Origin of the sequence: Nocardia sp. SYP-A9097 (genome assembly GCF_009649815.1) — a bacterium.
Classification (GTDB): domain Bacteria; phylum Actinomycetota; class Actinomycetes; order Mycobacteriales; family Mycobacteriaceae; genus Nocardia.
Window position 1 is genome coordinate 1 of sequence record NZ_WJIC01000011.1, and the last position, 25,302, is coordinate 25,302.

General features: G+C 66.2%; 25 protein-coding genes. 12 read left to right on the forward strand and 13 right to left on the reverse strand.

Annotation, left to right across the window (positions count from 1 at the left end; translation table 11 throughout):
- From GFY24_RS22040 to GFY24_RS22045, 3 genes are all read left to right on the forward strand, one after another.
- Positions 1–993 (forward strand): site-specific integrase (locus GFY24_RS22040; RefSeq protein ID WP_153806990.1); only part of this gene is annotated, 993 nt, incomplete at its 5' end.
- Between the two features lie 80 nt (positions 994–1,073).
- Entirely contained in the window at positions 1,074–1,667 is a 594-nt protein-coding gene (locus tag GFY24_RS42165; protein WP_228566552.1) for a hypothetical protein, read from the forward strand.
- Positions 1,664–2,425, forward strand: coding sequence for a cobalt-precorrin-6A reductase (locus GFY24_RS22045; protein WP_228566564.1), 762 nt, complete (start codon positions 1,664–1,666; stop codon positions 2,423–2,425). The genes GFY24_RS42165 and GFY24_RS22045 overlap by 4 nt, the downstream gene beginning before the upstream one ends.
- Here the strand turns inward: GFY24_RS22045 and GFY24_RS22050 are convergent.
- The 4 genes from GFY24_RS22050 to GFY24_RS22065 form a co-directional block, all read right to left on the reverse strand.
- Positions 2,396–2,941, reverse strand: a complete 546-nt coding sequence (locus GFY24_RS22050) for a PadR family transcriptional regulator (RefSeq protein ID WP_309231171.1) — start codon at positions 2,939–2,941, stop codon at positions 2,396–2,398. The two genes, GFY24_RS22045 and GFY24_RS22050, sit on opposite strands and share 30 nt — an antisense overlap.
- Positions 2,942–2,976: 35 nt before the next feature.
- Positions 2,977–4,623, reverse strand: a complete 1,647-nt coding sequence (cobJ, locus tag GFY24_RS22055) for a precorrin-3B C(17)-methyltransferase (RefSeq protein ID WP_153806992.1) — start codon at positions 4,621–4,623, stop codon at positions 2,977–2,979.
- Positions 4,620–5,255 (reverse strand): precorrin-8X methylmutase, encoded by a 636-nt coding sequence (locus GFY24_RS22060; protein ID WP_153806993.1) that lies wholly within the window; start codon positions 5,253–5,255, stop codon positions 4,620–4,622. The genes cobJ and GFY24_RS22060 overlap by 4 nt, the downstream gene beginning before the upstream one ends.
- 71 nt (positions 5,256–5,326) lie before the next feature.
- Entirely contained in the window at positions 5,327–5,764 is a 438-nt protein-coding gene (locus tag GFY24_RS22065) for an Lrp/AsnC family transcriptional regulator (RefSeq protein WP_309231172.1), read from the reverse strand.
- Positions 5,765–5,901: 137 nt separating this feature from the next.
- On the opposite strand from GFY24_RS22065, the gene ddaH reads away from it, so the two are divergent.
- Positions 5,902–6,777 carry a dimethylargininase gene (ddaH, locus tag GFY24_RS22070; protein ID WP_228566553.1) on the forward strand — a complete coding sequence of 292 codons (876 nt, stop codon included), beginning with the start codon at positions 5,902–5,904 and terminating at the stop codon, positions 6,775–6,777.
- Here ddaH and GFY24_RS22075 read toward each other — a convergent pair.
- The 3 genes from GFY24_RS22075 to GFY24_RS22085 form a co-directional block, all read right to left on the reverse strand.
- On the reverse strand, positions 6,746–7,294 hold the full coding sequence (locus GFY24_RS22075; protein WP_153806995.1) for a hypothetical protein: 549 nt from the start codon (positions 7,292–7,294) through the stop codon (positions 6,746–6,748). The genes ddaH and GFY24_RS22075 overlap by 32 nt on opposite strands.
- 90 nt (positions 7,295–7,384) lie before the next feature.
- On the reverse strand, positions 7,385–8,584 hold the full coding sequence (gene cobG, locus GFY24_RS22080) for a precorrin-3B synthase (RefSeq protein WP_153806996.1): 1,200 nt from the start codon (positions 8,582–8,584) through the stop codon (positions 7,385–7,387).
- Between the two features lie 62 nt (positions 8,585–8,646).
- Positions 8,647–8,901 carry a hypothetical protein gene (locus tag GFY24_RS22085; RefSeq protein ID WP_153806997.1) on the reverse strand — a complete coding sequence of 85 codons (255 nt, stop codon included), beginning with the start codon at positions 8,899–8,901 and terminating at the stop codon, positions 8,647–8,649.
- Positions 8,902–9,174: 273 nt separating this feature from the next.
- Here GFY24_RS22085 and cobN point away from each other — a divergent pair, with 273 nt between their 5' ends.
- The 3 genes from cobN (at position 9,175) to GFY24_RS22100 (ending at position 14,152) form a co-directional block, all read left to right on the forward strand.
- On the forward strand, positions 9,175–12,816 hold the full coding sequence (cobN, locus tag GFY24_RS22090) for a cobaltochelatase subunit CobN (protein ID WP_309231173.1): 3,642 nt from the start codon (positions 9,175–9,177) through the stop codon (positions 12,814–12,816).
- Between the two features lie 249 nt (positions 12,817–13,065).
- A complete protein-coding gene (locus GFY24_RS22095; RefSeq protein ID WP_153806998.1) occupies positions 13,066–13,605 on the forward strand; it encodes a hypothetical protein in 540 nt (179 codons plus the stop codon).
- Positions 13,606–13,771: 166 nt separating this feature from the next.
- Positions 13,772–14,152, forward strand: coding sequence for a PPOX class F420-dependent oxidoreductase (locus GFY24_RS22100; protein ID WP_153806999.1), 381 nt, complete (start codon positions 13,772–13,774; stop codon positions 14,150–14,152).
- Here the strand turns inward: GFY24_RS22100 and GFY24_RS22105 are convergent.
- Together GFY24_RS22105 and GFY24_RS41190 are read right to left on the reverse strand one after the other, a co-directional pair.
- Positions 14,149–14,532 (reverse strand): PPOX class F420-dependent oxidoreductase, encoded by a 384-nt coding sequence (locus GFY24_RS22105; protein ID WP_309231174.1) that lies wholly within the window; start codon positions 14,530–14,532, stop codon positions 14,149–14,151. The genes GFY24_RS22100 and GFY24_RS22105 overlap by 4 nt on opposite strands.
- A 54-nt stretch (positions 14,533–14,586) precedes the next feature.
- On the reverse strand, positions 14,587–15,318 hold the full coding sequence (locus tag GFY24_RS41190) for a TetR/AcrR family transcriptional regulator (protein WP_194852975.1): 732 nt from the start codon (positions 15,316–15,318) through the stop codon (positions 14,587–14,589).
- A gap of 155 nt (positions 15,319–15,473) precedes the next feature.
- On the opposite strand from GFY24_RS41190, the gene GFY24_RS22115 reads away from it, so the two are divergent.
- From GFY24_RS22115 to GFY24_RS22135, 5 genes are all read left to right on the forward strand, one after another.
- The gene (locus GFY24_RS22115; protein ID WP_153807150.1) at positions 15,474–15,935 is read left to right on the forward strand and encodes a 3-oxoacyl-[acyl-carrier-protein] synthase III C-terminal domain-containing protein; all 462 of its coding nucleotides are present in this window, start codon (positions 15,474–15,476) and stop codon (positions 15,933–15,935) included.
- Between the two features lie 42 nt (positions 15,936–15,977).
- Positions 15,978–17,546: a GAF domain-containing protein gene (locus tag GFY24_RS22120; RefSeq protein ID WP_153807001.1), complete on the forward strand. Its 1,569-nt coding sequence runs from the start codon at positions 15,978–15,980 to the stop codon at positions 17,544–17,546.
- Positions 17,547–17,701: 155 nt separating this feature from the next.
- The gene (locus tag GFY24_RS22125; RefSeq protein WP_153807002.1) at positions 17,702–18,985 is read left to right on the forward strand and encodes an NAD(P)/FAD-dependent oxidoreductase; all 1,284 of its coding nucleotides are present in this window, start codon (positions 17,702–17,704) and stop codon (positions 18,983–18,985) included.
- Positions 18,982–20,433, forward strand: a complete 1,452-nt coding sequence (locus tag GFY24_RS22130; RefSeq protein WP_153807003.1) for an aminobutyraldehyde dehydrogenase — start codon at positions 18,982–18,984, stop codon at positions 20,431–20,433. The genes GFY24_RS22125 and GFY24_RS22130 overlap by 4 nt, the downstream gene beginning before the upstream one ends.
- 36 nt (positions 20,434–20,469) lie before the next feature.
- Complete coding sequence (locus GFY24_RS22135) at positions 20,470–22,152, forward strand: amidohydrolase (RefSeq protein ID WP_228566554.1); 1,683 nt, start codon at positions 20,470–20,472, stop codon at positions 22,150–22,152.
- Positions 22,153–22,300: 148 nt separating this feature from the next.
- Here GFY24_RS22135 and GFY24_RS22140 read toward each other — a convergent pair whose 3' ends face one another.
- Genes GFY24_RS22140 through GFY24_RS22155 form a run of 4 tightly spaced genes read right to left on the reverse strand, consistent with a single transcriptional unit; the run spans position 22,301 to position 25,301 of the window.
- Positions 22,301–22,528, reverse strand: coding sequence for a pyridoxamine 5'-phosphate oxidase family protein (locus GFY24_RS22140; RefSeq protein ID WP_153807004.1), 228 nt, complete (start codon positions 22,526–22,528; stop codon positions 22,301–22,303).
- A 26-nt stretch (positions 22,529–22,554) separates the two neighbouring features.
- Positions 22,555–24,108 (reverse strand): NAD(P)/FAD-dependent oxidoreductase, encoded by a 1,554-nt coding sequence (locus tag GFY24_RS22145; RefSeq protein WP_153807005.1) that lies wholly within the window; start codon positions 24,106–24,108, stop codon positions 22,555–22,557.
- Positions 24,101–24,859, reverse strand: a complete 759-nt coding sequence (locus GFY24_RS22150) for an SDR family NAD(P)-dependent oxidoreductase (RefSeq protein WP_153807006.1) — start codon at positions 24,857–24,859, stop codon at positions 24,101–24,103. The genes GFY24_RS22145 and GFY24_RS22150 overlap by 8 nt, the downstream gene beginning before the upstream one ends.
- Positions 24,843–25,301: a lipocalin-like domain-containing protein gene (locus GFY24_RS22155; protein ID WP_153807007.1), complete on the reverse strand. Its 459-nt coding sequence runs from the start codon at positions 25,299–25,301 to the stop codon at positions 24,843–24,845. The genes GFY24_RS22150 and GFY24_RS22155 overlap by 17 nt, the downstream gene beginning before the upstream one ends.
- Position 25,302 lies beyond the last annotated feature (1 nt).

Sequence of the window (25,302 nt, forward strand, 5' to 3'; positions counted from 1 at the left end):
CCGATGGGCAGCCTCGACCTTGTACTCGGCCGTGAACGACCGACGCTTACCAGGAGGCATGTGAACATCCTTCCATCAGGACCGTTAGTCCTGCGAATCAGGTGTCCACTATCCGGGGGGAGCCTCAGGCCGGTCTTCTTGGCTGACTATCTGGACGACATCTTCGACATCGTGCCGGGGGTCGCATCCAGGCACTACGTGGTGTTGAGTGGCACGTTCAAGATGCTCACCCTCGCTGGACTCTTCGACGTAAGCCCTATGGCTCCGGTGCCGCGACCCGAACGCTGTGGCGGTGGTCAGCGTGCGCTGTTTCCACACGAGCGCGACCAGTTGTATGAACTGATTTGTGAAAGGGTCACCCGCACACGCTACTTCCGGCTCCTGTTCCTCACTATCCTCGGAACAGGTATACGTCCAGGTGAAGCATTTCCGCTGTGGTGGTCCGACGTCTGCGGTCTGGACGATATTACGGTCGAGAAGGCCGTCCTTCGAGTGGGAGCTACTGCGGTTAAGCCTATGTCCGGTGGACCGGTGTTCAGACAGAACAAGCGGAAGCACGGTAAAGAGGGAGCCGCCTACTACATCACTCTGCCGAGGTGGCTCACCGCGGAACTCCGGGAATACAAGCGTTTGTGCGCGCCCGAATCGGAGGACACACCGGTATTCCTCTCCCGGCTGAAGAGGATGGTCGAGCCGATGGGAGCCGATCAGAATCTCATGCGAGCCAGGGTCGGTTCGGCAGTCGACTGGGTGACTTGGGGCAACCTGCGAGACACCGTGGCAACGCATGTCGTAGGGAGGACTGGAGACCGGCAACGGGCAAGTGCGCAATTGGGACATTCGGAGGGGGCCAGTGTGGCCGCCTCGCACTACATCGATCAGGCCGGTTACGTGCATGTTGTGGTGGACAACTCCGAGGTGCTGGAGGAGCTCGCGCCGTCCAAAGTTGGAGCAAAACTGGAGTTTGGAGGTTCTGTGAACCCATCAGAATGAAACATCGGTAGGTCAACGGTATCGTGACCTGCGGCAGTCCGAGGGTTATCGGGTTGCGTATCAATCATATTGGGAGATCCATGAAGTACAGGAAGTTCGCTGTTACCGCGCTTATCGCCGTCGCCGCGACCGGTATTGCCGCCGGTACCGGTTACGCCGCTCCGGCTGCTCCGGCCGACCAGGCGCCGGCTGTCGTGCAGTTGGTTCCGGCGAGCCAGTCGCAGGGGCAGGACCACGGGATTGACTACTCGGTGCAGTTGACCGATGCCAAGAACACTGTTGTCACCCAGGTGACCGGGGGCGCTTTCAGCCTCGATGCCGATGGTAAGGCTGTCACGCTGAAGGATAAGAACGGGCAGGTTGTTGCCCAGATGCCGTTGACCGGCAAGGTGGGGCAGCAGGAGATCGCTATGACCGCGGCGATCGACAATGACGGGCGTCAGCTTTCGCTGACCTCGCCGAAGGCCGACGACGTGTCGGTGAAGTTCATCGGTTCGCAGGAATGGTTCTTCTCCGAGTTGCAGCATGCGGCGCTCGGCGGCGTGATCGGCGCGATTGTCGGTGCGTTCTTCTTCGGTATCGGTCTGCCGTTCGGTGCGGTTATCGGGCTGCTGCTCGCGGGTGGTCAGCCGCTGATCGATTCGGGTATTGCCTACTTCAGCGGGCAGCCCTGAGGATTCTGATCCTCGGCGGGACCCGGGAAGCCCGGGAACTCGCCGACATCGCTTCCGGCGAGCGCGGATACGAGATCGTGTCCTCGCTCGCCGGTCGCGTGCGTGCACCCGTGCTGCCGGTGGGGGCCGTGCGGGTAGGGGGATTCGGGGGAGTGGCCGGGCTGCGGAAGTGGCTGGCCGACAATGGGATCGACGCCGTCGTTGATGCCACGCATCCGTTCGCCGGGGGTATTACCGCCAATGCCGCGCAGGCCGCCGCGGACACCGGACTGCCGGTGCTGCATGTGCGCCGCCCGGGCTGGCGGGAAGAACCGGGGGACCGGTGGATTCGTGTACCGGACCTCGCGGGGGCGGCCGAAGCCGTTACCGGACTGGGGGATCGGGTGTTCCTGACCATCGGACGGCAAGGGGTGGCGGCGTTCGCGGACCTACCGCAGTGGTTTCTGATCCGCGCCATCGACCCGCCCGAGGGCGCTATGCCCGCGCGACATGAATTGCTGTTGGCGCGTGGGCCTTTCGCCCTGGACGACGAGATCGCATTGCTGCGCGCGCACCGGATCGATGCCATGGTGACCAAGGACAGCGGGGGAGCGTTGACCGAGGCCAAGCTCGCCGCCGCGCGCGTCCTTGCTATTCCGGTGGTGGTGATCGAACGCCCGGCGCTGCCCGCGGGCGCACGCCGGGTGGAAACCGTTGCCGCGGCCTGGGATTGGCTGCGGCGGCTCGGGTCAGGAGAGTCGGCTGGTGGGCTCGAGTAGTTCGGGCAGTCGGTCGAACCAGGCCAGTACCGCGCGTTCGTAGCGAATGCCGAAGTCGAGGGTGGCGCGCTCGAAGGGTGACATCTGCTGTTCGTCATGGCTGCCGAGGTATCCGGACAGCCGCTGTTCGTGAACAGCGCGATTGGCCGTGATGATCCGGTCCAGGTGGGTGCGATCCACGAATTCGCCGAACGAGAGCGTGAGTAGCAGTGGCACCCGGATGGTTTCGGCCCCGGGATCGCGAGCGATCCACTCCGCGAAGGCTTCTCGCCCGTCCTCGGTAATGCGGTACGGGGTGCGATCGCGCGCACCCGCCTCGCCCTTCTCGACCAGGCCGTTCTGATGCATGGTCGCCAGTTCGCGGTAGACCTGGCTCTGGGTGATGGTCCAGAAATCGCCGATGCGGTCCTGCGCCTGGGCGACCAGATCCCAGCCGGACATATCGCCCTGGTGCAGGAAGCCCAATAGGGAAGCGGCCGTCGAATTGAGCGGGCGCCGGGTCTTTTCCTCTGCCACTGCACTCCTTCCAGCCTGTATTCCACTATGGAAAATTAGTCGCCGTATCGGCGGGAGGTGAACACCCTCGGTCCTGCGGCCGTGTCGAACACCGTGGTGGTGGAGGCGCCGATAATGAGCAGCGTGCGCATATCCACCTCGTCCGGGTCGAGTTCACCGAGGGTGACCACGCGCACGGTCTCGGTCGGCCCGCCCACATCGCGCCCGATCACCACCGGCGTCGCCGGCTTGCGATGCTCGAGAACGAGCTCGCGCATCGCCTCGACCTGCCATTTGCGCTGCGAGGAGGCCGGGTTGTAGACGGCGAAGGCCATATCGGCGGCGGCCACCGCGGCGATCCGCCCGGCCACCACCTCCCACGGCTTGAGCCGATCCGATAGCGAGATCATGGCGAAGTCATGTCCCAGCGGCGCACCGATCCGGCTCGCCACCGCGCTGGCCGCGGTCACCCCGGGCAGTACCCGCACGGGCACATCGCGCCACTGCGGATCGGCCGACTCCTCGACCACCGCGGCCGCCATGGCGAATACGCCGGGATCGCCGCCGGAGACGACGACGACCTTGTGCCCGTTCTTGGCGAGGTCCAAAGCCATTGCGGCGCGCTCGGATTCGACCTTGTTGTCACTGGAATGCCGTCGCTGCCCCGCCCGCTCCGGCACCCGGTTCACGTAGGTGGCGTACCCGACGATGTCGGTCGCCTCCGCCAGGGCCTGGGACACCTCCGGCGTGGTCCACTCGGCCGCACCGGGCCCGAGCCCGACCACAACGACTTCTCCGCCCGATATCCGCTGGCCGACAGCGGATTCGGCGTTCGGGGGGAGATCCGCGGTGCGCCCGGCGGACTCGGAGGGGATGGGTGAAAGATGCTGCGCCACAGTGGAGTCGGCGTTCGCGGAGGTGCCGACTGCGGTGGCTTCGCCCTCCTGGCCGACGGAGTCCGGTGTGGTCAACGCGATGCGTGTCTCCGGTTTCGGGCCGGGGACGATGGTGATGGCGAAGTACGGGACGCTGGCCTCGTCGACGTCGGCAGCGCGCAGCACCCGCTGGCGGGTGGAGCTGGCACGTTCCACGTAGTACGCGTCGTCCAGGCGCCCGGAGTCCGAAAGTGCCTGGCGCACATTGGGGTACGTGCGGCCGAGCTTCATGATGGCGGCGGCATCGGCCGAGCGCAGGCGCTCGGTGAGCTCCTCGACGGGCATGGTGCCGGGCAGCACGGACAGCACCTGTTCGCCTTCGACCAGGGGTGTGCCCAGGGCGGCGGAGGCGGCGCTGACCGAGGTGACGCCGGGAATGATCTCGGAGTCGAAGCGGTCGGCCAGGCGGCGGTGCATGTGCTGGAAAGAGCTGTAGAAGAACGGATCTCCGGCGGCCAGCAGCGCGACCGAGCGTCCGGCGGTCAGATGTTCGGCCAGGCGCGCGGCGGCGCTCTCGTAGAACTCGTCGATCGCGCCCTGATAGCCACCCGGGTGATCGGTGGTCTCGGTGGTCACCGGGTAGACCAGATGTTCTTCGAGCTGTCCCGCCCGCATATACGGTGCGGCGATGGCGCGCGAGATGCTGCGCCCGTGCTTGGCGCTGTGGAAGGCGATCACATCGGCCGCGCCGATGATCCGCGCGGCCTTGACCGTCACCAATTCCGGATCGCCCGGACCGAGGCCGACACCCCAGAGCTTGCCGCTCATTCTTGTTCGCTCGCAATCGCATTGAGGGCGGCGGCGGTCATGGCGCTACCGCCGCGCCGGCCACGCACGGTCAGGAATTCGATATCCCCATATTCGGCCAGGGCCTGCTTGGATTCGGCGGCTCCGATGAAGCCGACCGGAATACCGATCACCGCAGCGGGTTTCGGTGCACCCGCGTCGATCATGTCGAGCAGGTGGAACAGCGCGGTCGGTGCGTTCCCGATCGCCACCACCGCTCCGCCCATGCGATCACGCAGGAGCTCCAGTGCCGCAACGGATCTGGTATTGCCCATCTCGGCCGCCAGCCCCGGTACTCGCGGATCACCGAGCAGGCACAGCACCTCGTTATCGGCGGGCAGCCGCTTGCGGGTCACCCCGGAGGCCACCATGTTCGCATCGCACAGGATCGGTGCCCCGGCCTGCATGGCCGCGCGCGCCGAGTTCACCACACCATTGCTGAAGTCGACCTCCGCCGCCAGATCCACCTGCCCGCAGGCGTGGATCATCCGCACCACCACCTGCGACACATCCGCCGGGAAGCGGGCCAGATCCGCTTCGGCGCGAATCGTGGCGAACGAGCGCCGATAGATCTCGGCCCCGTCGGTGAGGTAGCTGGTACGCACGTCGGACATGGGCTCCACCCTAGATTTCGCCCCCGCGCCGACGTGGAGCGGGTGGCCCGGGCCACTGCGGTGTGGCCGGATCAAGTGCGCGGCCGTTCGAGTAGCCGGGACATGACAATGCTGCTGCGGGTGCGGCCGACCCGCATGTTCTCGCGAATCCGTTCCACGGTGACCTCGATCTCGGCCATATCGGTGGCCATGACGTGCACGAGCGCGTCCGCCTCGCCGGCGATGGTCCATACGCCGACGACCTGCGGGATCGGTTCCAGGCTCTTGCGGAGTTCGGCGGGGGAGATGTTGTCCCGGTAGTAGACCTCGACATACGCCTCGGTGCGCCAGCCCAGCGCGGCCGGATTGACCATGGCGGTGAATCCGGTGATCTGCCCGCCGACGACCATCTTGTCGACCCGGCGCTTCACCGCGGGTGCGGACAGTCCCACGACCGCGCCGATTTCCTGGAATGACGCGCGTGCCTGTTTGAGCAGGTGGGCCAGAATTCGCCGATCGATCTCATCCACGGGTCCACCTTTCGCCGTGACGCAATGATTCGCCGCCAAAGCTCGAATCTGCGCAACGATTCGCTATTTCAGGCGCAACGGTACGCCACTTAACTTCGTGAACAAGCCGTATACGCACAATTCCAGAAGGAGTCTCGTTGACCTCCGTCGCCACGATCCGCGTTCCGGAACCGGCAGGCGCTCGGCGCCCCACTCCGCGCCGGTTTCTCATGTGCCGCCCCGATCATTTCGACGTGTACTACGCGATCAATCCGTGGATGGATACCTCGGCCCCGGTTGATCGGGCCCTCGCACTGGCGCAATGGGAGAATCTGCGCGCCACCTTCGAACGGCACGGCCACACCGTGGATGTGGTCGATGGCGAGCCCGCGCTGCCGGATATGGTCTTCGCCGCCAATGGTGGCCTGGTGATCGGGGATCGGGCGCTCTCGGCCCGGTTCGCCAATCCCGAACGCGCCGCCGAGGGCCCCGCGTATCACAATTGGCTTGCGGCGCAATGCTTCACCCAGGTGGCCGCCGCTCGTGAAACCAATGAGGGGGAGGGCGATTTCGCCATCGCGCACGATCGCATTCTGGCGGGCACCGGCTTCCGCAGCTCTCGTGCGGCGCACGAGGAGGTGCAGGAGTTCTTCGAATTGCCAGTCATCTCACTGGAATTGATCGATCCCCGCTTCTATCACCTCGATACCGCGCTCATGGTGCTGGACGACACCATCGCCTACTATCCGGCGGCGTTCAGTGGCGAGAGCGCGCGACTGCTGGCGACCATGTATCCGGACGCCGTCATCGCCACCGAGGAGGACGCGAATGTCCTTGGACTCAACGGTGTTTGCGACGGCTACCACGTATTCCTCAGCGACAAGGCCGTCGCCATCGCCGAACAGCTCCGCGCGCGCGGCTACGAACCGGTGGGCATCGACCTGTCCGAACTGCTGAAGGCGGGTGGCAGCGTGAAATGCTGCACCCTGGAACAGCATTCGGTCAAAATGGCATCGGTGCCCGCCATGGACTGATCGCGGGATCGTAGAGCGGGTGCGCCAAGATCAGGAAGCGCAGCAGCATGAGCGCCCCGCTGATCTGCAATATCGCCAAGGGAATCTCGCCGATGAGTGCCGTGCCCACCGACACCCACACGTCACCGGGTTCGGCGGTGACGATATCGAACCAGGCGTCGACCAATAGCAGCATGCCGGTGGCGAAGGCGGGCAGGAGCAGGAACACCCGTTTTCGCCAGCCCAGGTAGGCGGTGGCGCCCATCATGAGCACCAGCAGAACATCGAATCCGATCCAGGTGAGTGACCAGTTGCGCGCGTGATAGTCGGCGGGCAGCGTCATACCGAGGTACACGATCCACGGGATGAGTACGAGCGAACCGCCGACCATGAGCGTCAACCTGATTCGCCGATGGATCTTCACCACCTGGGGTGGTGGCAGTACCCGCTCGGCGGGCTGTAATCGTGCGATGAGTTCGCGGCGGTCCTGATCGGACATCGCCGCGATCTCGTCATCGCTGAGTTTCGAAATGGTCATACCGGCCTCCGTATGCCAACCCTTTGCGCCGATCAACAATCCAGGCTCCCCGAACAATCCATTGTTCGCCGGATCCGGCTCGGCGGTGGGTCAGTCGGCGGGGTTCAGCCGGTAGCCGTCCGTGGTGGCGATGACGTCGGTGACCGCGCCGCGCGGGCGCCCGCACCGGCGGTCGCACCCGGACCAATGCTGTCGGCCCGAGGCCACGATCTCGGCGGCCTCGAGGCCCTCGCGCGCGAATTGCGGTGCGCCCGAAGGCACTACGCGACCGGATTCGACGGCCTCGGCGACATCGCCACGCACATCGGTCAGGGATTTCCCGCAGCCGGGCATCCCGGCGCAGGCGCTCACCAGCAGCCACGGCGAGTTCGCGTCGAAGATCAAACCCATCGGGGCGAGCACCCGCACCACCTGTTCGGCGGCCCACTCGTCCAGGTCGGCAATGACCAGACTGCGCCACGGCGTCACCAGGATCGGCCGCTCGACCGCCGCGATGAACTCCGCGGTGCGCGCGGTCAGCGAACCCAGTCGCACACCCGCGCCGAGGGCGACGCGATCGTCGGCCTGGTTCAGCCAGCCGATCGGAATGTCGTGGCGCACAGCCACTTCCACGGCCTCCCCGGTGGTTTCCAGGCCGGGGCGAGCGGTCACCAGCCGATCGGTGAGCCGGGTGGTCGCCTCCGGAATCTCATGCAGCCGCCACTGCCCGTCACGCAGGTCCAGGAATCCGTGTGCGGCGGCGAGCATCAGATCGACCGCCTCGGTGGCGGGCACCCGTACTCCACTGTCCGCGCCCGCGAGCAGCAGCGCGTAGCTGTCGGCGTCGACGGCGTGCACCCCGATATCCCCGCCGAGTCCGCTCACATCGCCGCGTCCGTCATCGAGGGTGAACAGCACGCGCCCAGGCAATTCCGCGAGCCGCGCATCGCCCCGCAATCCGGTATCGAGCGCGGGCACCAGCGGATGCACATTTGCCCGGCCGCCGACCCGCCCCGCCAGCGGCGAGGCGATGATATTGCGAATCCGCTCATGCGAGGCGCTGGGCAGCAGCCCGGCCGCAGTCAGTTGTTCCTCGAGCGCGGCGGCGTCGCGTACTTGCCGCAACTGCACATTGCCGCGCGAGGTGAGTTCGATATGGCCGTCGGCCAATTCGCGTGCGGCCGTGGCGAGCGCCTGCAACTGCTCCGGGGTGAGCTGTCCGCCGGGTACGCGAATGCGGGCGAGGGGCCCGTCGGCGGCGTCGTGCAGACGCAGCACGCCCGGGCAGGAGTCGGGATCTGTTCGGGTCATGACCACACCAGAGTACGGCGGGCGGCGGTGTCCGGCGCCGGCGCCCGCCGGAGCGGCCGTGGTCAGCCGGCCTGGTGCGGTTCGATCGAGCTGGGTGCGCCGCGGCGGCGGGCGAAGGCGGGCGAGAGTTCCCAGGTGTCCTGCAGAAGATTCGGGGTGTTGTGATGGTCCTGATGATCGCGGCGCACCGTCGTCGCGATGACGGTGAGCCCGAAGAGAATGGTCCCGGCGCAGATGATGCCCGAGAGCATCGCGTACTGGGTGTGACCACTGCCGGCGGCGGTCAAAGCCATAGCCAGCGTCGCGAAGGCAACCAATACGCAAAAGTAACCTGACCAGGCCGTGAATCGATTCCGCCTGACCCATCCCGGAGTATTCGGCATACCGGCAGCGTACGCGCGCGAGCCATAGCGGAACAGCATCGCCGACCAGCCTTTGCCGCACCGTGATGCGGGCGCGATAGCATCGGCGGGCTCGTCGGACGGAGCAGCCGGTGCAATTCCGGTGCGGTCGCGCCACTGTGACAGTCAGACCTCCCCGTCGAGCGCCACACCGTGCTGGGCGCGTCACCCGAGGAAGGCTGAAACCCTGTGATTCTGCTGCTGTCCACCTCCGATACCGATCTGCTGAGCGCGCGCGCCAGTGGCGCCGAGTATCGGCTCGCCAATCCGGCGCGCATCCTGCCCGAGGATCTGCCGGGCCTGCTGGAAGGCGCGGATCTGGTGATCGTGCGCATTCTCGGCGGTAAGCGGGCCTGGGAGGAGGGCCTGGAGACGGTGCGCGCCAGCGGGATTCCCATGGTCGCGCTCGGCGGTGAGATTGCACCCGATGCCGAGCTCATGGAGTGCTCCACCGTGCCGGGCGGTGTCGCCGCGGACGCGCACAACTATCTCGCGGCGGGTGGGTCCGCGAATCTGCTGCAGCTGCACAACTTCCTGTCCGACACCGTGCTGCTCACCGGGCACGGGTTCGAACCGCCGGTGGAGTTGCCCGGCTGGGGTGCGCTGGAACGGGATTCGCGGCCGGTTGCCGAGGGTGCGCCGACGGTCGCCGTCGTCTACTACCGGGCACAGCATCTGGCCGGGAACACCGGCTATATCGATGCGCTGTGCACCGCCATCGAGGACAAGGGCGCGCGGGCGCTGCCGGTGTACTGCGCCTCGCTGCGTACTGCCGAGCCGGAGCTGCTCGCCGAATTGCGCAAGGCCGACGCGCTGATCGTGACCGTGCTCGCGGCGGGCGGCACCAAGCCCGCGACCGCCTCGGCCGGCGGCGATGACGAAGCCTGGGATGTGGGCGCGCTCGCCGACCTGGATGTGCCCATCCTGCAGGGGCTTTGCCTCACCAGCGGACGCGCGCAGTGGGAGGCCAATGACGACGGGCTCTCACCACTGGATGTCGCGACACAGGTGGCGGTGCCGGAGTTCGACGGCCGCATCATCACCGTGCCGTTCTCGTTCAAGGAGTTCGACGCTGACGGGCTCTCCACCTATGTGCCCGATCCCGAGCGCGCCGCACGCGTGGCCGGGATCGCGGTGCGGTACGCGCGACTGCGTCATATTCCCAACTCCGACAAGCATATTGCGATCGTGCTGTCGGCGTACCCGACCAAGCACGCGCGTATCGGTAATGCCGTCGGCCTGGACACCCCGGCCAGCGCTGTTCGACTGCTGAGCGAATTGCGTTCGGCCGGTTACCATCTCGGCGAGCCGGGGGAGATCCCGGGTCTGGAGGAGGGTGACGGCGATGCGCTGATCCACGCGCTCATCGCCGCCGGTGGTCAGGATCCGGACTGGCTGACCGCGGAACAGTTGGAGGGCAACCCGATTCGCATCGGGGCCGACACCTACGGCACCTGGTTCGCGCAGCTGCCGCGGGATCTGCGCGAGGGTGTCGAACAGGCGTGGGGGACCGCGCCGGGCGAACTCTATGTGGATCGCTCCGCCGACCCCAAGGGCGAAATCGTCATTGCCGCACTGCGATTCGGCAATGTGGTGCTGATCGTGCAGCCGCCGCGCGGATTCGGGGAGAACCCGGTCGCCATCTACCACGACCCGGATCTGCCGCCGAGCCATCACTATCTGGCCGCCTACCGTTGGCTGGCCGCCCCGGACGGGTTCGCCGCCGATGCCATGGTGCACCTGGGTAAGCACGGCAATCTGGAGTGGCTGCCGGGTAAGACGCTCGGCATGTCCGCCTCCTGTGGCACCGATGCCGCGCTCGGCGATCTGCCGCTCATCTACCCGTTCCTGGTGAACGATCCGGGCGAGGGCACCCAGGCCAAGCGGCGGGCCCACGCCACCCTGGTCGACCACCTGATTCCGCCCATGGCGCGGGCCGAAACCTACGGCGATATCTCACGTTTGGAGCAGTTGCTCGACGAGCACGCCAATATCTCCACCCTCGATCCGGCCAAACTGCCCGCGATTCGCCAGCAGATCTGGACGCTCATGCGCGCGGCCAAGATGGACCACGACCTCGGGCTGGCCGAACGGCCGGACGAGGATGTCTTCGACGATATGCTGCTGCATGTCGACGGCTGGCTGTGCGAGATCAAGGATGTGCAGATCCGTGACGGTCTGCATATTCTCGGGCAGGCACCGGCAGGGGAGGCCGAGGTCGATCTGGTGCTCGCCATGCTGCGCGCCCGCCAGCTCTGGGGTGGCGAGGTGAATGTCCCCGGTCTGCGGGAAGCCTTGGGGCTCAGCGAAAGTGGGGACGAATCCCGCGAGCGGGTGGACACCTTCGAGACGCGGGCCCGCGAATTGGTCTCGGCCATGCAAGAAGTCGACTGGGATGTGCAGGCCATCGACGCGATTACCGAGGACCTGGTCGGCGCCGACGGTGCGGCCATCGTCGTGGGTCCGGGCGCGGAGCCGGAGTCGAGCCTGTCGGCGGTGCGCCGGGTACTGGGATTCGCTGCGACAGAGGTGGTTCCGCGACTGCGGCAGACCGGAGTCGAGATCGCGCGGATTCTGCACGCGCTGAACGGCGGCTTCATTCCGGCGGGACCGAGTGGGTCGCCGCTGCGCGGACTCATCAACGTACTGCCCACCGGACGCAACTTCTACTCGGTCGATCCCAAGGCCGTACCGTCCCGGTTGGCCTGGGAGACCGGACAGGCCATGGCGGATTCGCTGCTGGCGCGGTACCTCGCCGATCACGGCGAATACCCACGCTCGGTGGGACTTTCGGTGTGGGGCACCTCGGCCATGCGGACCTCCGGTGATGACATCGCCGAGGTGTTCGCGCTGCTCGGCGTGCGGCCGGTATGGGATGAGGCCAGCCGTCGCGTCACCAAACTGGAGGCCATCGACCTCGAGGAACTGGGTCGCCCGCGCATCGATGTGACCGTGCGCATCAGCGGTTTCTTCCGGGACGCGTTCCCGCATGTGCTCGCTCTCCTGGACGACGCGGTGTGCCTGGTGGCCGGACTCGATGAGCCCGCCGAGTCGAATTACGTTCGCGCACATGCCCAGTCGGATCTGGCCGAGCACGGCGACGAGCGCCGCGCCACCACCCGCATCTTCGGCTCCAAGCCGGGCACCTACGGTGCGGGCCTGCTGCAGCTCATCGACTCCAAGAGCTGGCGTACCGATGACGATCTGGCCCAGGTGTACACGGCTTGGGGCGGTTTCGCGTACGGCCGGCAACTCGACGGCGTCCCCGCCGCTGATGACATGCGCACCGCGTATCGCCGAATCGCGGTGGCGGCCAAGAACACTGACACCCGCGAACACGATATCGCCGACTCCGATGACTATTTCCAGTATCACGGCGGAATGGTCGCCGCGGTGCGCGCGCTGACCGGAAAGAATCCCGAAGCCTATATCGGTGACAGCACCCGTCCCGATGCCGTGCGCACCCGCACGCTGTCGGAGGAGACCGCGCGGGTATTCCGTGCGCGCGTGGTGAATCCGCGATGGCTCGAGGCCATGCGCCGGCACGGCTACAAGGGTGCCTTCGAAATGGCCGCGACAGTGGACTATCTGTTCGGTTATGACGCCACCACCAATGTGGTCGCGGACTGGATGTACGAAAAGCTCGCGGAATCCTATGTATTCGACGAAGTGAATCGCAAGTTCATGGAGCAGTCGAATCCGTGGGCGCTGCACGGCATTGCGGAGCGTTTGCTGGAAGCTGCCGAGCGAAAGCTCTGGGAGCGGCCGGAAGACGATACCCTGGACCGACTCCGCCAGGTGTACCTCGAAACCGAAGGCGAACTGGAATAAGGGAATTCCGCATTCAGCGGTATGCCGGGGTGGGACGCACAGGACAACGGCGGACAACCCCGGCACCTGCTCTACCCTCGTGGCAAGTCTGAGGGGACGATAAGAATCGTTCCGGTGTCAGACTCGGGGAGGCGTCCGGAACTCCAATCGCACTGATGCGATTGATAATTGGATGTGAATTCCCCCGATTCGCTGAATGTGCCATCTCGACCATGCGGCGAATCGGCTCTTCGAATACGGGTAATCATCATGAGAATAGCCAAATTCGCCGCAACAACACTCTTCTCCATTGCCGCGCTCTGCGTCGCCACCGTCACCGCACATGGTGAACCGGCGGTGGCGCAACCGGGCATCAGTGGTGTCGATCGAGGGGTCGAGTACACCACCAGCCTGGCGCCGGATCACTCCGCGGTCACCACCACGCTCGCCGGTGGCCGGTTCGAAATGGCCGGTGGCACCGTCAATGTGCTCGGACCGAGCGGTGAGACCATTGCCGCGCTACCGCTGGCCTATGAGGTGGCCGACCGGTCCGTCGAGGTCGTCCCCGAAATCGACGCCGTCGGAACGACATTGACCATGCGGCCGGCGAATGCCGCCGAAATCGCCACGCCCGCCGCCGATCCGGTGGCATTACAGAATGTCGCCAATGCGGGATCGATCGTCGCCGGAGCCCTGATCGGATGTGTGGTCGGCGCCGTCATCGGTATCTGGTTATTCCTGGTCGGCGCGATTATCGGCTGCGGAGTCGGCGGCCTGCTCGGGGCGGTTATCGCCGGGCAACAACCATGAGGTGAGCACGGCTGTGCGCGGGGCAGCACTCGGCCGTGCGTATGGCGACCGCCGGACCGGTTATCCGGCCCGGCGGTCCGACCGTGGTGTGTACGCCCGTGGTCGTAGCCGCGTTTGCGCGCCTGGGTGGATGTGCGCGCCACCCGGCTCGGCCTACCGTTCAATCATGACGTGGAACGATGTGGCTCAGGCCAAATACGCCCTGCTCACCACCTATAAGAAGGACGGCACCCCGGCGAGTACGCCGGTCTGGATCGCCCCCGATGGTGACCGCCTGCTGGTGTGGACGAATCCGAAGACCTGGAAGGTCAAGCGCATTCGCCGCAATCCGGAGGTCACCGTGCAGATCTGCGACAACCGCGGCCGCCCGCGCGCCGAGGAGGTACTGGCGGGTAGCGCGCGGGTTCTCGATGCCGCGGGAACCGAGCACGTCCGCGCCGTGGTCGCCGCCAAATACGGTCTCATCGGCAAGTTCGCCATTCGCGGGCACAAACTGATTCGCGGCGCGGACGCCTCGGTAGGTCTTGCGATCACACCGCGGGTTTAGCCGGCGGCGGTGATCTCGATGCCGACGGTCCCGGTCTTCCCACGCCGCAGCGTGCTGCCGGTGACGATGAGGTGACCCTGTAGCCCGTAGCGCCGCTTGACCAGGCCGCGCACCCGATCGCCGCCCGCATCATCGAGGATGACGGCGGTGCCCTTGACGATCTCGCCGTGCGCCTTCCCGCGCACATCGCACGCCTGCACGGTGACCTCCGGATTGCGGCGAATCCGCTTGACCTTCCAACTGTCCGTCACGGTCCAGATATAGAGGCGGCCATTGTCGAGGGCGGCCCAGAGCGGCGTCCCGACCGGGGTGCCATCCTTCTTGAAAGTGGTCAACAGAACGTACTTGGCGGTCCCCACAGGGCCGAACGGGTTATCCACGCCCGCAGCCTATCCGGTGGTCGCGATGGCGGCAGGGAAGACGCCCGCGCCGAACTAGTCGATTCGCGCGCCGACCATGCGCAGTGCCAGGGCGGCGTAGTCCCGGCCCAGTTGCGGTGGCGTGCGGCGGTAGTCGGGGCGATACCAGCGGGCGGTGTCCACGCACAGGGAGAGCAGGGCGAGGGTGGTGACGCCGGGGTCCGGAACATCGAACTCGCCCGCGGTGACGCCCTCGCCGACCAGGTCGCGGATGAGGCGGTGGATGGCGAGTTGGACGTCGAGGACCTCGGTGTGATGTTCGGGGGTCAGGTCGGTGAGGTGATAGAGGACCACTCGGACCGATGCGCTGTGTTCGGCGTGCCAGGCGGTGAGGTCGCGCACGGTCGCGGCCAAACGGGCCGTGGGGGTGCCTCGGGTGCCGGCGGCCGTTTCGGCGACCTGTTTGGTCAGTTGCATTGCCGAGAGTGAAATGCGGTGCAGCACTTCTTCTTTGGATCCGAAGTGGACGTAGAGTCCGGCGGGGCTGAGACCTGCTCGGGCGGCGATATCGCGGGTGGTGGTGGCGCGGAAGCCGCGCTCGGCGAAGGCGTCGATGGCGGCCAGGAATATCCGGCGCTGTCCTTCGGGGAATCGGTGGCGACTGCGTTCGAAACCGGCGAGCGCGCCGGCCAGCACCGCATTGCCCGAGTCCGCGGTGGCAGGTGGTGCGGTGCGGGCCGACCGGCCTCGGCCCTCGGCCCGGGTGACCGGAGTGGGGCCGGGGGGAGTGTCGTCGTCGGTGCTCATCGAAACAGTATCGCGCAGAGGCGATTTCGTGTGTGCGACCGGGCGGGGGTCAGCACCGGACCTGTTGTCCACGATGCTGATTCGCGCTCGGTCGTCGATCGGCTGGAGACTTGGGCAGAGCGGTTCGATTGGTCTATACCTATCGTCCAATAAATATGTGGTTCCGATCACATTCGGCGCGGGCGCGAGGTTGCTCGTGGGGCGGTTGTGTCGTGAGGGGTCGGCGTTCGGAGTCGGGAGATCATCGGCGAGTGGATCTGTACTACGCGACGTTCTCGGGGTATCGGCACACTCGGCGCGAGCCGACTGGAGATGTCCAATATCGCTGGCCTGCAACGGGGTTGGCGACGCGATCGGCCGGTATCGAATCGACTGGGCGGACCTGTCCCGGCGGCATTTTGCCTGCTGATTCGACTTATGTTGGTGCACAACATGTTTCGGCATCACGCCAGCTCACGGAAGCCTCCATCCCACTCGCCATGGCCGACCTACTCGAACAACATCCCCGACTGCACGGCGGCCCCGCCCTCCTGGTCGGATTCGGCGCGGGCCTCGCCTTCGGCGCCCAGGTCGTCCGACTACCCGATCAGCCGGGGATCGTGCCCTGTGGTGGTTGAGGCAACCTTCTACCAACCTTCCGTGAAGGTTAAGCTCGCGTTGTGGCTGCACCGCTTATGACCATTGGAACCGTCGCGCGCCGGAGCGGGGTGCCGATGTGGCGCCTACGGGCCTGGGACGCGAGTGGCGTGCTTCGGGCTCAGCGCAGCCAGGCGGGCTACCGGCTCTATACGGCTGAACAGATCACGCAGGCAGAGGCTCTCGGACGGGAGGTGGAGTCGGGTGGGCGGCTCGGTGTGGCACTGCCGGTGGGAATGGAGATCGGGTACGACGGCCGGCATGCCGCGACGGCCGAACGACGCGCCTCGCAGGTCGACCGGCGGCTGCATTTGGTTCGGCAGTTGCAGTTCGTCAGTGACCACACCGGTCAACTCGAGGTGCTGGCCGCTGCCGCGGTTCGCCACGCGCTGGAGCTGACGGGAGCCACGGCCGGGTCTATCTGCCTGGCTGATCTGACCCGGCAGGAGTATTCGTTGCTCGCCGGCGAGGGTATCGACCAGTCCTTCCTCGCCGATGGGCCCGCCTGGCGACTGCATGACGGGCTGGCCGGTCAGGTGTTCGGGCTGCGGGAGCCGGTCAATGTCGACGACCTCTTCGAACGGGCGACGTTCCGGCGCGAATCGCTTGTGCGCCACGGTCTTCGGGCATATGTCTGCGTGCCGTTGATCCGCGACAATCGCCGGTTCGGGATTTTCGAGATCTTCTCGCATCAACCCGGCGTGTTCGGTTCGGAGGATATCGCGACTCTGGAGTTGATCGCCGGGGTTATCACGCCGTCGATCGAGATAGCCGAGTTGAAGCGCGGCAGTCGCCTGCTGGAACAAGAGCGCACCAAGTACTTCCGGGCCGTCACCAAGCAGCTCGCCGAATCGACGCGCTTGCTCCGCGCCGATGTGGTGGCGCGGCTTCGTGAGACGGTCGCCTCCCATACGGACGATGCCGGGCCGGATCAACCGACTGGGCTGGCGGGCGCGATCGCGGCGATCGCGAATGATCTCGAGCGGCACGCTCGCGGGGGAATCGACCTGGCTGCCCTGCTCCGGCAAGGCGTCATCGATCAGGTCTCGCGAGCGGGTGGACTCACCGCGAGCCTGGATGCGGCGGGATGGCCTGAGGCGCTCGATGCCGAATTCGGTTCCAGCCTTTACGTGGTCGTTCTCGCGCTGGCCGAGGAGTTCGCGCGTCGTGCTCGCAGGTCGCTGTCGATGAGACTGCGATTGAGTGAGGATTCGGATTACATCGTCGAGATCGATGGCGACTGCGCCGACGAGGACGGCGATCCTCGCCACTGGTCGGTCGAGGCGAACAATCAGCTCCACCGGCTCGGTGGCGTCATGGATCATGCTCGGCGCGGGGATCGAACTCGGCTGACACTGCGCATACCTCGAAGCGAACGCGAGGAACTGCTGGGCCTGCTCACCGGTCGGGAACGGGCAACGCTCGACGTGCTCGGGAACGGCATGCCCAATCGAGACCTCGCCGCGCTCCTGGGGATCACACCCAAGACGCTCCAGAACCATCTGACCTCGATCTACCGCAAATTGAGAGTCTCGAGCCGCGGCGAAGCGGTCGCCCTACTGCACAGCGGTAACCAGGCGGAAATCCAGTAGGAGGGGTCCTAGACGCGCATCGGGAAAAGCGCCCATTTCCGCAGCGCTGGAGCGTTGTTATCGTCGATCCAAACCTGGCCACGCTGAGTCTTACCGACACCGGGAACCGTATCGACGCGGCGTTCTCATTGCGCCACACCACAAAAGGAGCTGTGATGCCGGGTATCGACGTGATCGTGATCGGCGCCGGTTTCGCCGGTCTCGCTGCGGCGCGACGACTCATGGACGACGGTTTCGATGTCCTGGTTCTGGAGGCGCAGGATCGTATCGGCGGGCGGGTATTCACGCTGCGGCGGGACAACGATCCCGCCATAGAACTGGGTGCGGAGTTGCTGCACACGGATGAGAATCCGTTGATCGAGTGGTGCCGGGCAAATGATATCGACACCCATGCGGTCGGCGGCTCCCGCCGGATCGAGGAAGGCTTCGAAAAGGAGCTCGCGGCGACCCTCGACTCGCTCACCGCCCCCACCAGCGCGGAGTCGGTCTCCGACTACCTGCGGAACATCTCGGACGAAGGTGCCCGCCGAGTATTGCTGGAGGCTTTCCAGACCCAGACAGGGCGTGAATCGTTGCGACGCACGAGTGCCCTGGACGCGTGCAATGAACTCCGTCTCGAGCTCGAGCACGGAGAGTTCATGGGCGTCAACAACACTCGCGTGGTCGACGGCAACGATCGGATCGCCGAGGCGCTCGGCGCCGGTCTCGAAATCGTGCGCCGCGCGCCCGTGGAACGAATCTCGTGGACGGCGGAGGGCGTCGAAGTGTCGGTCTCGATCGACGACTCACACGTTACGTATTCCGCTGAGCGTGTGGTGATTACAGTCCCTCTCGGGGTACTGAAGAATAACGATATCCAGTTCGATCCGGCATTGCCCGTCGAGAAGCAGCGGGCGATCCTCGACATCATCTCGCTGGATATCGTGAAGATCTTATATGTGTTCGACGGCAAGGTGTGGAATGCCGATCAGAATGCTGTTCTCCTCGAAAACGCTGCGCTGCAAGCGATCTGGGAATCGACCTACCCTGGACGGTCGGACGATCGGACCGTGATCGCGGGGTGGGCGCTGGGCCACCGAGCGCGACGTCTACTCGCCGTGTCGGCTGACGACGCCATTGCCGGCGGTCTCGCCGCGATCCGGAATGCGTTGCAGGAGCAGAGCATCGAGCCCCGCAGCACCTCCTTCCATTCCTGGACCGCAGACCCGTTCACGCGTGGCGCGTATAGCCATCTGCCCCCGGGCGCACATCCGGAGTCTCGGCGCCGTCTCGCCGAGCCAACCGGCAATGTCCTGTTCTGGGCTGGTGAGGCCACCGCGGCATATCGGCCGCGAACAATGAGTGGGGCATATACGAGTGGCCTTCGGGCCGCAGCCGAGGTGACCGCGTCATTGGCCGCCCCCCGTTCGATACTCCCCGAGAAAGTGACCAACCGATGATCCATGGCACGTTTGTCAACGGACGCCTCATCGCCGGCAGCGGCGAATCGGCCAAGATGACCGATCCCGCCACCGCAGAGATCTACGACGAGATCTCCCAATCCGGGCTCGACCAGGTCGAAGCCGCGGCGGCCGCCGCCGATGCGGCCGGCCGAGGGTGGGCGGCGGCGACGCCGCGCGAGCGCGCGCAGGTGCTGCTGAAATTCGCGGACGCACTCGAAGCGGACACGGCGGAGCTGTCTCGCCTCGAGGTTCAGGAGACCGGTCGCCCGCATCACTTCATGCAGCACATCGAGGTTCCGATGGCGACCGACAATGTGCGGTATTTCGCCGGTATGGCGCGGTCGGATCACGGCACTGCCGCAGGGGAATTCAGCGCGGGCTTCACCTCCATGCTGCGGCGGCGTCCCATCGGCACGGTCGCCGGTATCGCGCCGTGGAATTTTCCGCTGATTATCGGCCTGTGGAAGGTCGTGCCCGCGTTGGCCGCCGGAAACGCGGTGATCCTGAAGCCGGCAATGGAGTCGCCGGGTTCCTCGCTCCGCGCCGCGCAGCTGGCCATCGACGCCGGCCTGCCCGCCGGCCTGTTCAATGTCGTGACCGGCGGTGCGGAAATCGGTGCGGCACTGGTGCGTAACCCCTCGGTCGAGATGGTGAGCGTGACCGGTTCCACCGAGACCGGAAAGTCCGTCATGCGGACGGCAGCGGAGGCGCCCAAGAAGGTGCACCTCGAACTCGGCGGAAAAGGCGCTGCCATCGTTTTCGACGATGCCGATATTTCGGCGATGGCGGCATCGATCGCCTTTGCGGCCTGTTACAACACCGGCCAGGACTGCACCGCCGCCACCCGCGTGTACATTCACCGCTCGATCTTCGAAGACGCAGTCGAGGCGATCCGGGCGAATATGCGTTCGTTCCCCGTGGGTGACCCCTATGACCCTGCCAGCTTGATCGGCCCGCTCATCTCCGAGCGGCATCGTGAACGAGTCGAAGGGTTCGTCTTCCGCGCGCAGACAGCGGGGGCACAGCTCGTCACCGGCGGCAAGCGAATCGCGGGCCCGGGCTTCTACTTCGAACCCACGCTCATTACCGGGGCAGACCAGCAGTCCGAGATCGTGCAGCGGGAGGTCTTCGGCCCCGTCCTGGTCGCGCTGCCCTTCGACGACGAGGATCAGGCGGTCGCGCTGGCGAACGGGACCGACTACGGGTTGGCCTCCTCGGTGTGGACCCTCGATGGTTCCCGCGGGCACCGAATCGCCCAGCACTTGGATGTGGGCGTCACCTGGATCAACGATCATCTCCCGCTCACCAGCGAAATGCCGCACGGCGGCGTGAAACGCTCCGGATTCGGCAAGGACATGGGATCGGAGGCCCTGCTGGAGTACAGCACCGCGCACCATGTAATGACGAGGAACATGCCGTCGACCACCTTCACCGAATCCTCCTGACAATCCCTCGGCCCGCTCGAATCAGTAAGGATGCCAATGCAACCCACCAGTGAGCCGACCGCTGACCAGGTGATGATCTTCACAGGCGCTACTCATTTCGACGGTATTTCCCTGAGCGACAACGGGTCTGGAGTTGTCGTCCGCGGGGACGCCATCGAAGCGATCTGCGGCGGTTCGGAGCTGGCGGCGTACGTGGATGCGGGAGGCGAGGTCGTCGACCTGGCCGGCAAGACCCTGATGCCGGGGTTCGTCGACGCACACGCGCATCCCCTCCTGGGTGGACTCGAACGCCTCCGATGCGATCTGACCGGCGGCCGGACCATCGCCGACTACGGTCGGCTGATCGCGGAATACTCCGCCCGCGAGCCCACTGTGCCGTGGATCCTGGGCGGGGGATGGGGGATGGACGCCTTCCCGGGCGGCCGCCCCACCAGCGCGCACCTCGATGCGGTCGAGTCCGGCAGGCCCGTGTATCTCCCCAACCGTGATCATCACTCGGCGTGGGTCAATACCAAGGCCCTGCAGCTCGCGGGAATCGATGCGCGGACCCCTGATCCGGCCGGCGGCAGGATCGAGCGCGACACCTCAGGGGAACCGACAGGTCTGCTGCATGAGAGCGCGATGCATCTCGTCGAACACCTCACGCCGGTGGCCGATCAGGATGATTACGATGCCGCGTTGCGCGAGGCTCAGCGGTTCATGCACTCGCTCGGTATCACCGGATGGCAGGACGCGATGGTCGAGGTCGTCGCGGGCAAGCCGTCCCCACACCATTCCTACCTGCGGGCACAGCAGGGCGGATGGCTCACCGCGCGGGTCTCTGCCGCCCTCTGGTGGGACAGGAGTATGACCGTGGCGGCGGTCGAGGCCGAAGTCGCGCGAATGGTGGAGCTGCGCGCACAGGCGCGGTCGAGCGGCGATCTCTATCAGGCGGAGATGGTGAAGATCATGCAGGACGGTGTGATGGAGACGTACACCGCCGCGTTGCTCGAGCCGTACCTCGACGCCTGCGGATGCGCCACGCCGAACTCGGGCATGTCCTTCTTCGACGAGGACGTGCTGCGCTCATCGGTGCTGAAGCTGGACGCGGCCGGCTTCGGACTGCACTTTCATGCCTTGGGGGACAGGGCTATTCGAGGGGTGCTCGATGCGATCGAGCTGGCGCAGGCGACCAATGGGCCCAATGATCGAGCGCATCAGCTCGCGCACCTGCAGCTCGTCGACCCGGCCGACATCCCGCGTTTCGAGAAGTTGGGGGCGGTAGCCAACCTCCAGCCCTACTGGGCCAAACGGGCGGCTCAGGTGGATGAGCTCACCACTCCCTTCCTGGGAACCGGGCGTGGAGCACGGCAGTATCCCTTCGGCGACCTGTACCGCAGTGGTGCGCCCCTCGCCATGGGCAGCGACTGGCCGGTCTCGTCCGCGGATCCGCTGGACGGGGTCCACGTGGCCGTGACCAGGCGGGCCGTGGGCTCCGCGGCCGGGCAAGCACCGCTCGGTGTCGATCAGGAACTCGATCTCTCGATTGCCTTGGGCGCGTACACCTTCGGCTCGTCCGCCGCGGCGGGGTTTCCTGCGAGCGGTCGACTTCGTGTCGGTGCCAAGGCGGACCTCGCCGTACTCGATCGAAGGCTCACCGACTTGCCCGTCGATGAAATCAGGAGCGCGCGCGTGGTGAACACCTATGTCGGCGGTGCGCTCGTCTACGCCGAGTCCTAGCTCGAAGATCTCGCGAATGCCATGCGGGCGTTCGCCGCACCGGAGAGTCGTCGCTGTCAGCCGTAAGGTGCGGGTGCCCGGACACCCCAGCGGGCAGATCCGGGCCTGGTCACGATCCGAATTTCGTGCTCGAAGTGCACAAGCTCGCCTACGGCTGGGGCGTCCCCGGCCTCGAATTCTGTTGCATGTGAGTGTGTTTGCGGTTGTATTGGAACGTGTGCATGTAGGCGATGAGGCCGTCCGCCGCGATGTGCATGGCCGAGGCGGAGGGCAGGCCCGCGGAGTCGATGGTGGCCAGGGTGGCGAGTTGCTCGGTGCGAAGCAGATCGGTGATCGCTTGCTGGATTTGCGGCAGGGTCGGTTCCGGCGTGGGCATGTGGTGATTCCTTCGTCGTGCCGGGCTCAGCCTCGGGCGGGGAAGCTCAGGCCGAGATCCGCCAGGACGGCCAGGGCGGCGGCGCGCGCGCCGCCGGTGACGCCCTGACCGGGATGGGTGGAGGGGCCGACGAGGTAGAAGCCCTCGGCCGGTAGGCGATAGCCCATATTCGGGAGCGGGCGGAAACCCATGAATTGGAAGAGCTGGCAGCCGAAGTGGCCGGCATCGCCGTCCACCCAGGCCTCGTTGTACCGAGCCATATCGAGGGGACTGTGCACGACGCGGGAAAGCACCTGGGCGGGGCCGATATTCGTGGTCAGCTCGGCGAACGTCGCGAAGACGCGGTCGAAGATCTCCTCCTTGCGAGTATCCCAATCCCCGTCGGCGAGCTCCATGGGCGCGTAGCCCAGCAGGTAGAGGGTGTGGTGCCCGTCGGGTGCGCGACTGGAGTCCCAGCGGGTGGCGGTGGAGACCGTGGGGATGGTGTGCACCGGCTCACCGTATTTCAGCTGGTCGAAGGTGCGGAGCAGGTCGGGCAGCGGGAGCGTGATCTCCTGGAATCCGGCCTCGGTGACCTCCGGCCCGGCACGGAACTCGGGCAGTTCGCTCAGCACGATATGGCCCGCCACCAGTCGGAAGCTCGCCGCCTTGATCCGGTTGACCTGGCGTTCCCATTCGGGGCCGAAGCGGTGCTCGACCATGACGGGCAGCTGTTTGATATTGAGATCGGCCAATACCGCACGGCGGGCGGCGAATTCGGTGCCGTCGGCGCAGCGCACGCCGGTGACCCGGTCGCCGTCGAAGCGGAATCGCTCGACCTTCATTCCGGTGCGAATGTTGCCGCCGCGTGCGGCCAGCGCCGCGGCGAGCGCATCGGACAGCGATTGCGATCCGCCCACGGCCAGACCCATACCGTAACGGTGAATGAACGGCACCATCAGCAGCAGGAACGCGCCGGTACCGCCCTCGTCCGGTGCGATCAACAGCTCCGATACCCAACGCACCAGGGCGGCTTTGACTTTCGGGTGCTCGAACCATTCGTTGCAGACATCGAGGTAGCTCATCATGAGCACCCGCATTGTCTCCCTGCCGATTTCGGACTGCTCCAGCTGCGCGAAGAGCGCGCCCAGCGGCGCCGGCGGGACGAACAGCGAGGGGAGTAGCTGATCCAGCAGCGGACTGGCGAATTCGTAGAAGCGCAAGTAGTTCTCGGCATCCGCCGGGGAGATCCGCGCAATGGTCTCGGCGGTCTTGTGCACATCGGAGTAGAAGGCGATGAAGTCGCCATCGGGGAAGACCACCGACATGCTCGGGTCGGGGAACACATAGCTGAGCCCGTGCTCGGAGAGCAGGCCGAGTTCGTCATCGCGAATCATGGGATTGCCCTGAATGAAGATATGCGCCGCCGCGTGCAGGTCGTGCTGGTGACCGGGCAGGGTCACCTGCTCGCTGACCACGCCGCCGCCGATCTCCGACTTCGCTTCCAGCACAAGCACATCCAGGCCCGCCGCGGCTAGATAGGCCGCCGCCGTGAGCCCATTGTGGCCCGCACCCACCACGATCACATCGTGCTCATCCATGCTGTCCTCCGAGTCCGTAACCGCCGTCGATATCCCAGACCGAACCGGTGACGAACCCGCCACTGCCCGAGTCCAACAGGGTGAGCACCGGCCCGGCCACCTCCTCGGCGGTCGCGATGCGTTTGATGAGATTGGTGGCCAGCACCCCCTCTTCGAGCCCGGGGATCGCCGCGGCGCCCGCCCGGAACCCGGGCGTCTCGGTAATGCCGGCGCACACCCCGTTGACCCGAATGCCCATGGGCCCCAGCTCACTTGCCCAGGTCGGCACCAGATAGTGCAGTGCGGCCTTGGTCGCGCCGTAGATACCGGTGCCCGGTCCGGGCTTACGGCCGATCGACGAGGAGATCACCACGATCGCCGAGGACGGCTGTTTCGCCAGCGCCGGCACGGCCGCGGCGACGGTGGCGATCGTCCCGCGCAGATTGACACCGATAATGCGATCCACCTCGGCCATGGGCTGGGCGAAAACCACTCCGGGGATGAGGATTCCGGCATTGCACACCACCAGATCCAGGCTGTCGCCGGTCTGCAGCGCGTGATCGACCGCGCGGCGCGCCGTCTCCGGGTCGCTGATGTCACCGCTGACCCAGGACGCGGCGGAGCCGAGCCGCGCGACGGCGGACTCCAGCGCCGCTTCCCGCCGCGCGGTCAGCACCACCCGGGCCCCCGCGGCGACCAAGGCGGCCGCGATGGCATAACCGATTCCCTCGCTCGATCCGGTGATCAAAGCGGTCTTACCGTCGAATCGCATGACGCTCCCGTGCGGCGCTGATGTTCATTGGTCCTTCTTCGGATCGAGAGTCGGAGTACGGCGCCCCGGACGCGGGGCCGGTCCTGCGCCACCGCACGACGCGGCCGTTATCGGGGGAAGTACGGATGGTCAGCAGATCATCGGCCAGCTCCGCCACCCGAACCTGTTCCACCCCAACCCAATCGGGGCGGGAACAGACGAGAATCAGGTGGCGCAGGATGCCGCCGTCGATACGCCAGCGGCCGCTGTACCCCATATAGTCGGCCGAGCCCGCACCGGGCACGGCGGCCATCATGCCGACCGCGAGGTGGCCGCAGTCGGTGTAGAGCAGGAATCCGTCCGGTTCCGCGCCGAGCGGGCCGGTCATCGGCCGGCCGTCGGCATCGGTGTCGTGGAAGGATTCCAGCCGCCACGCACCTACCAGGTCATCGGGGCGCGGCATA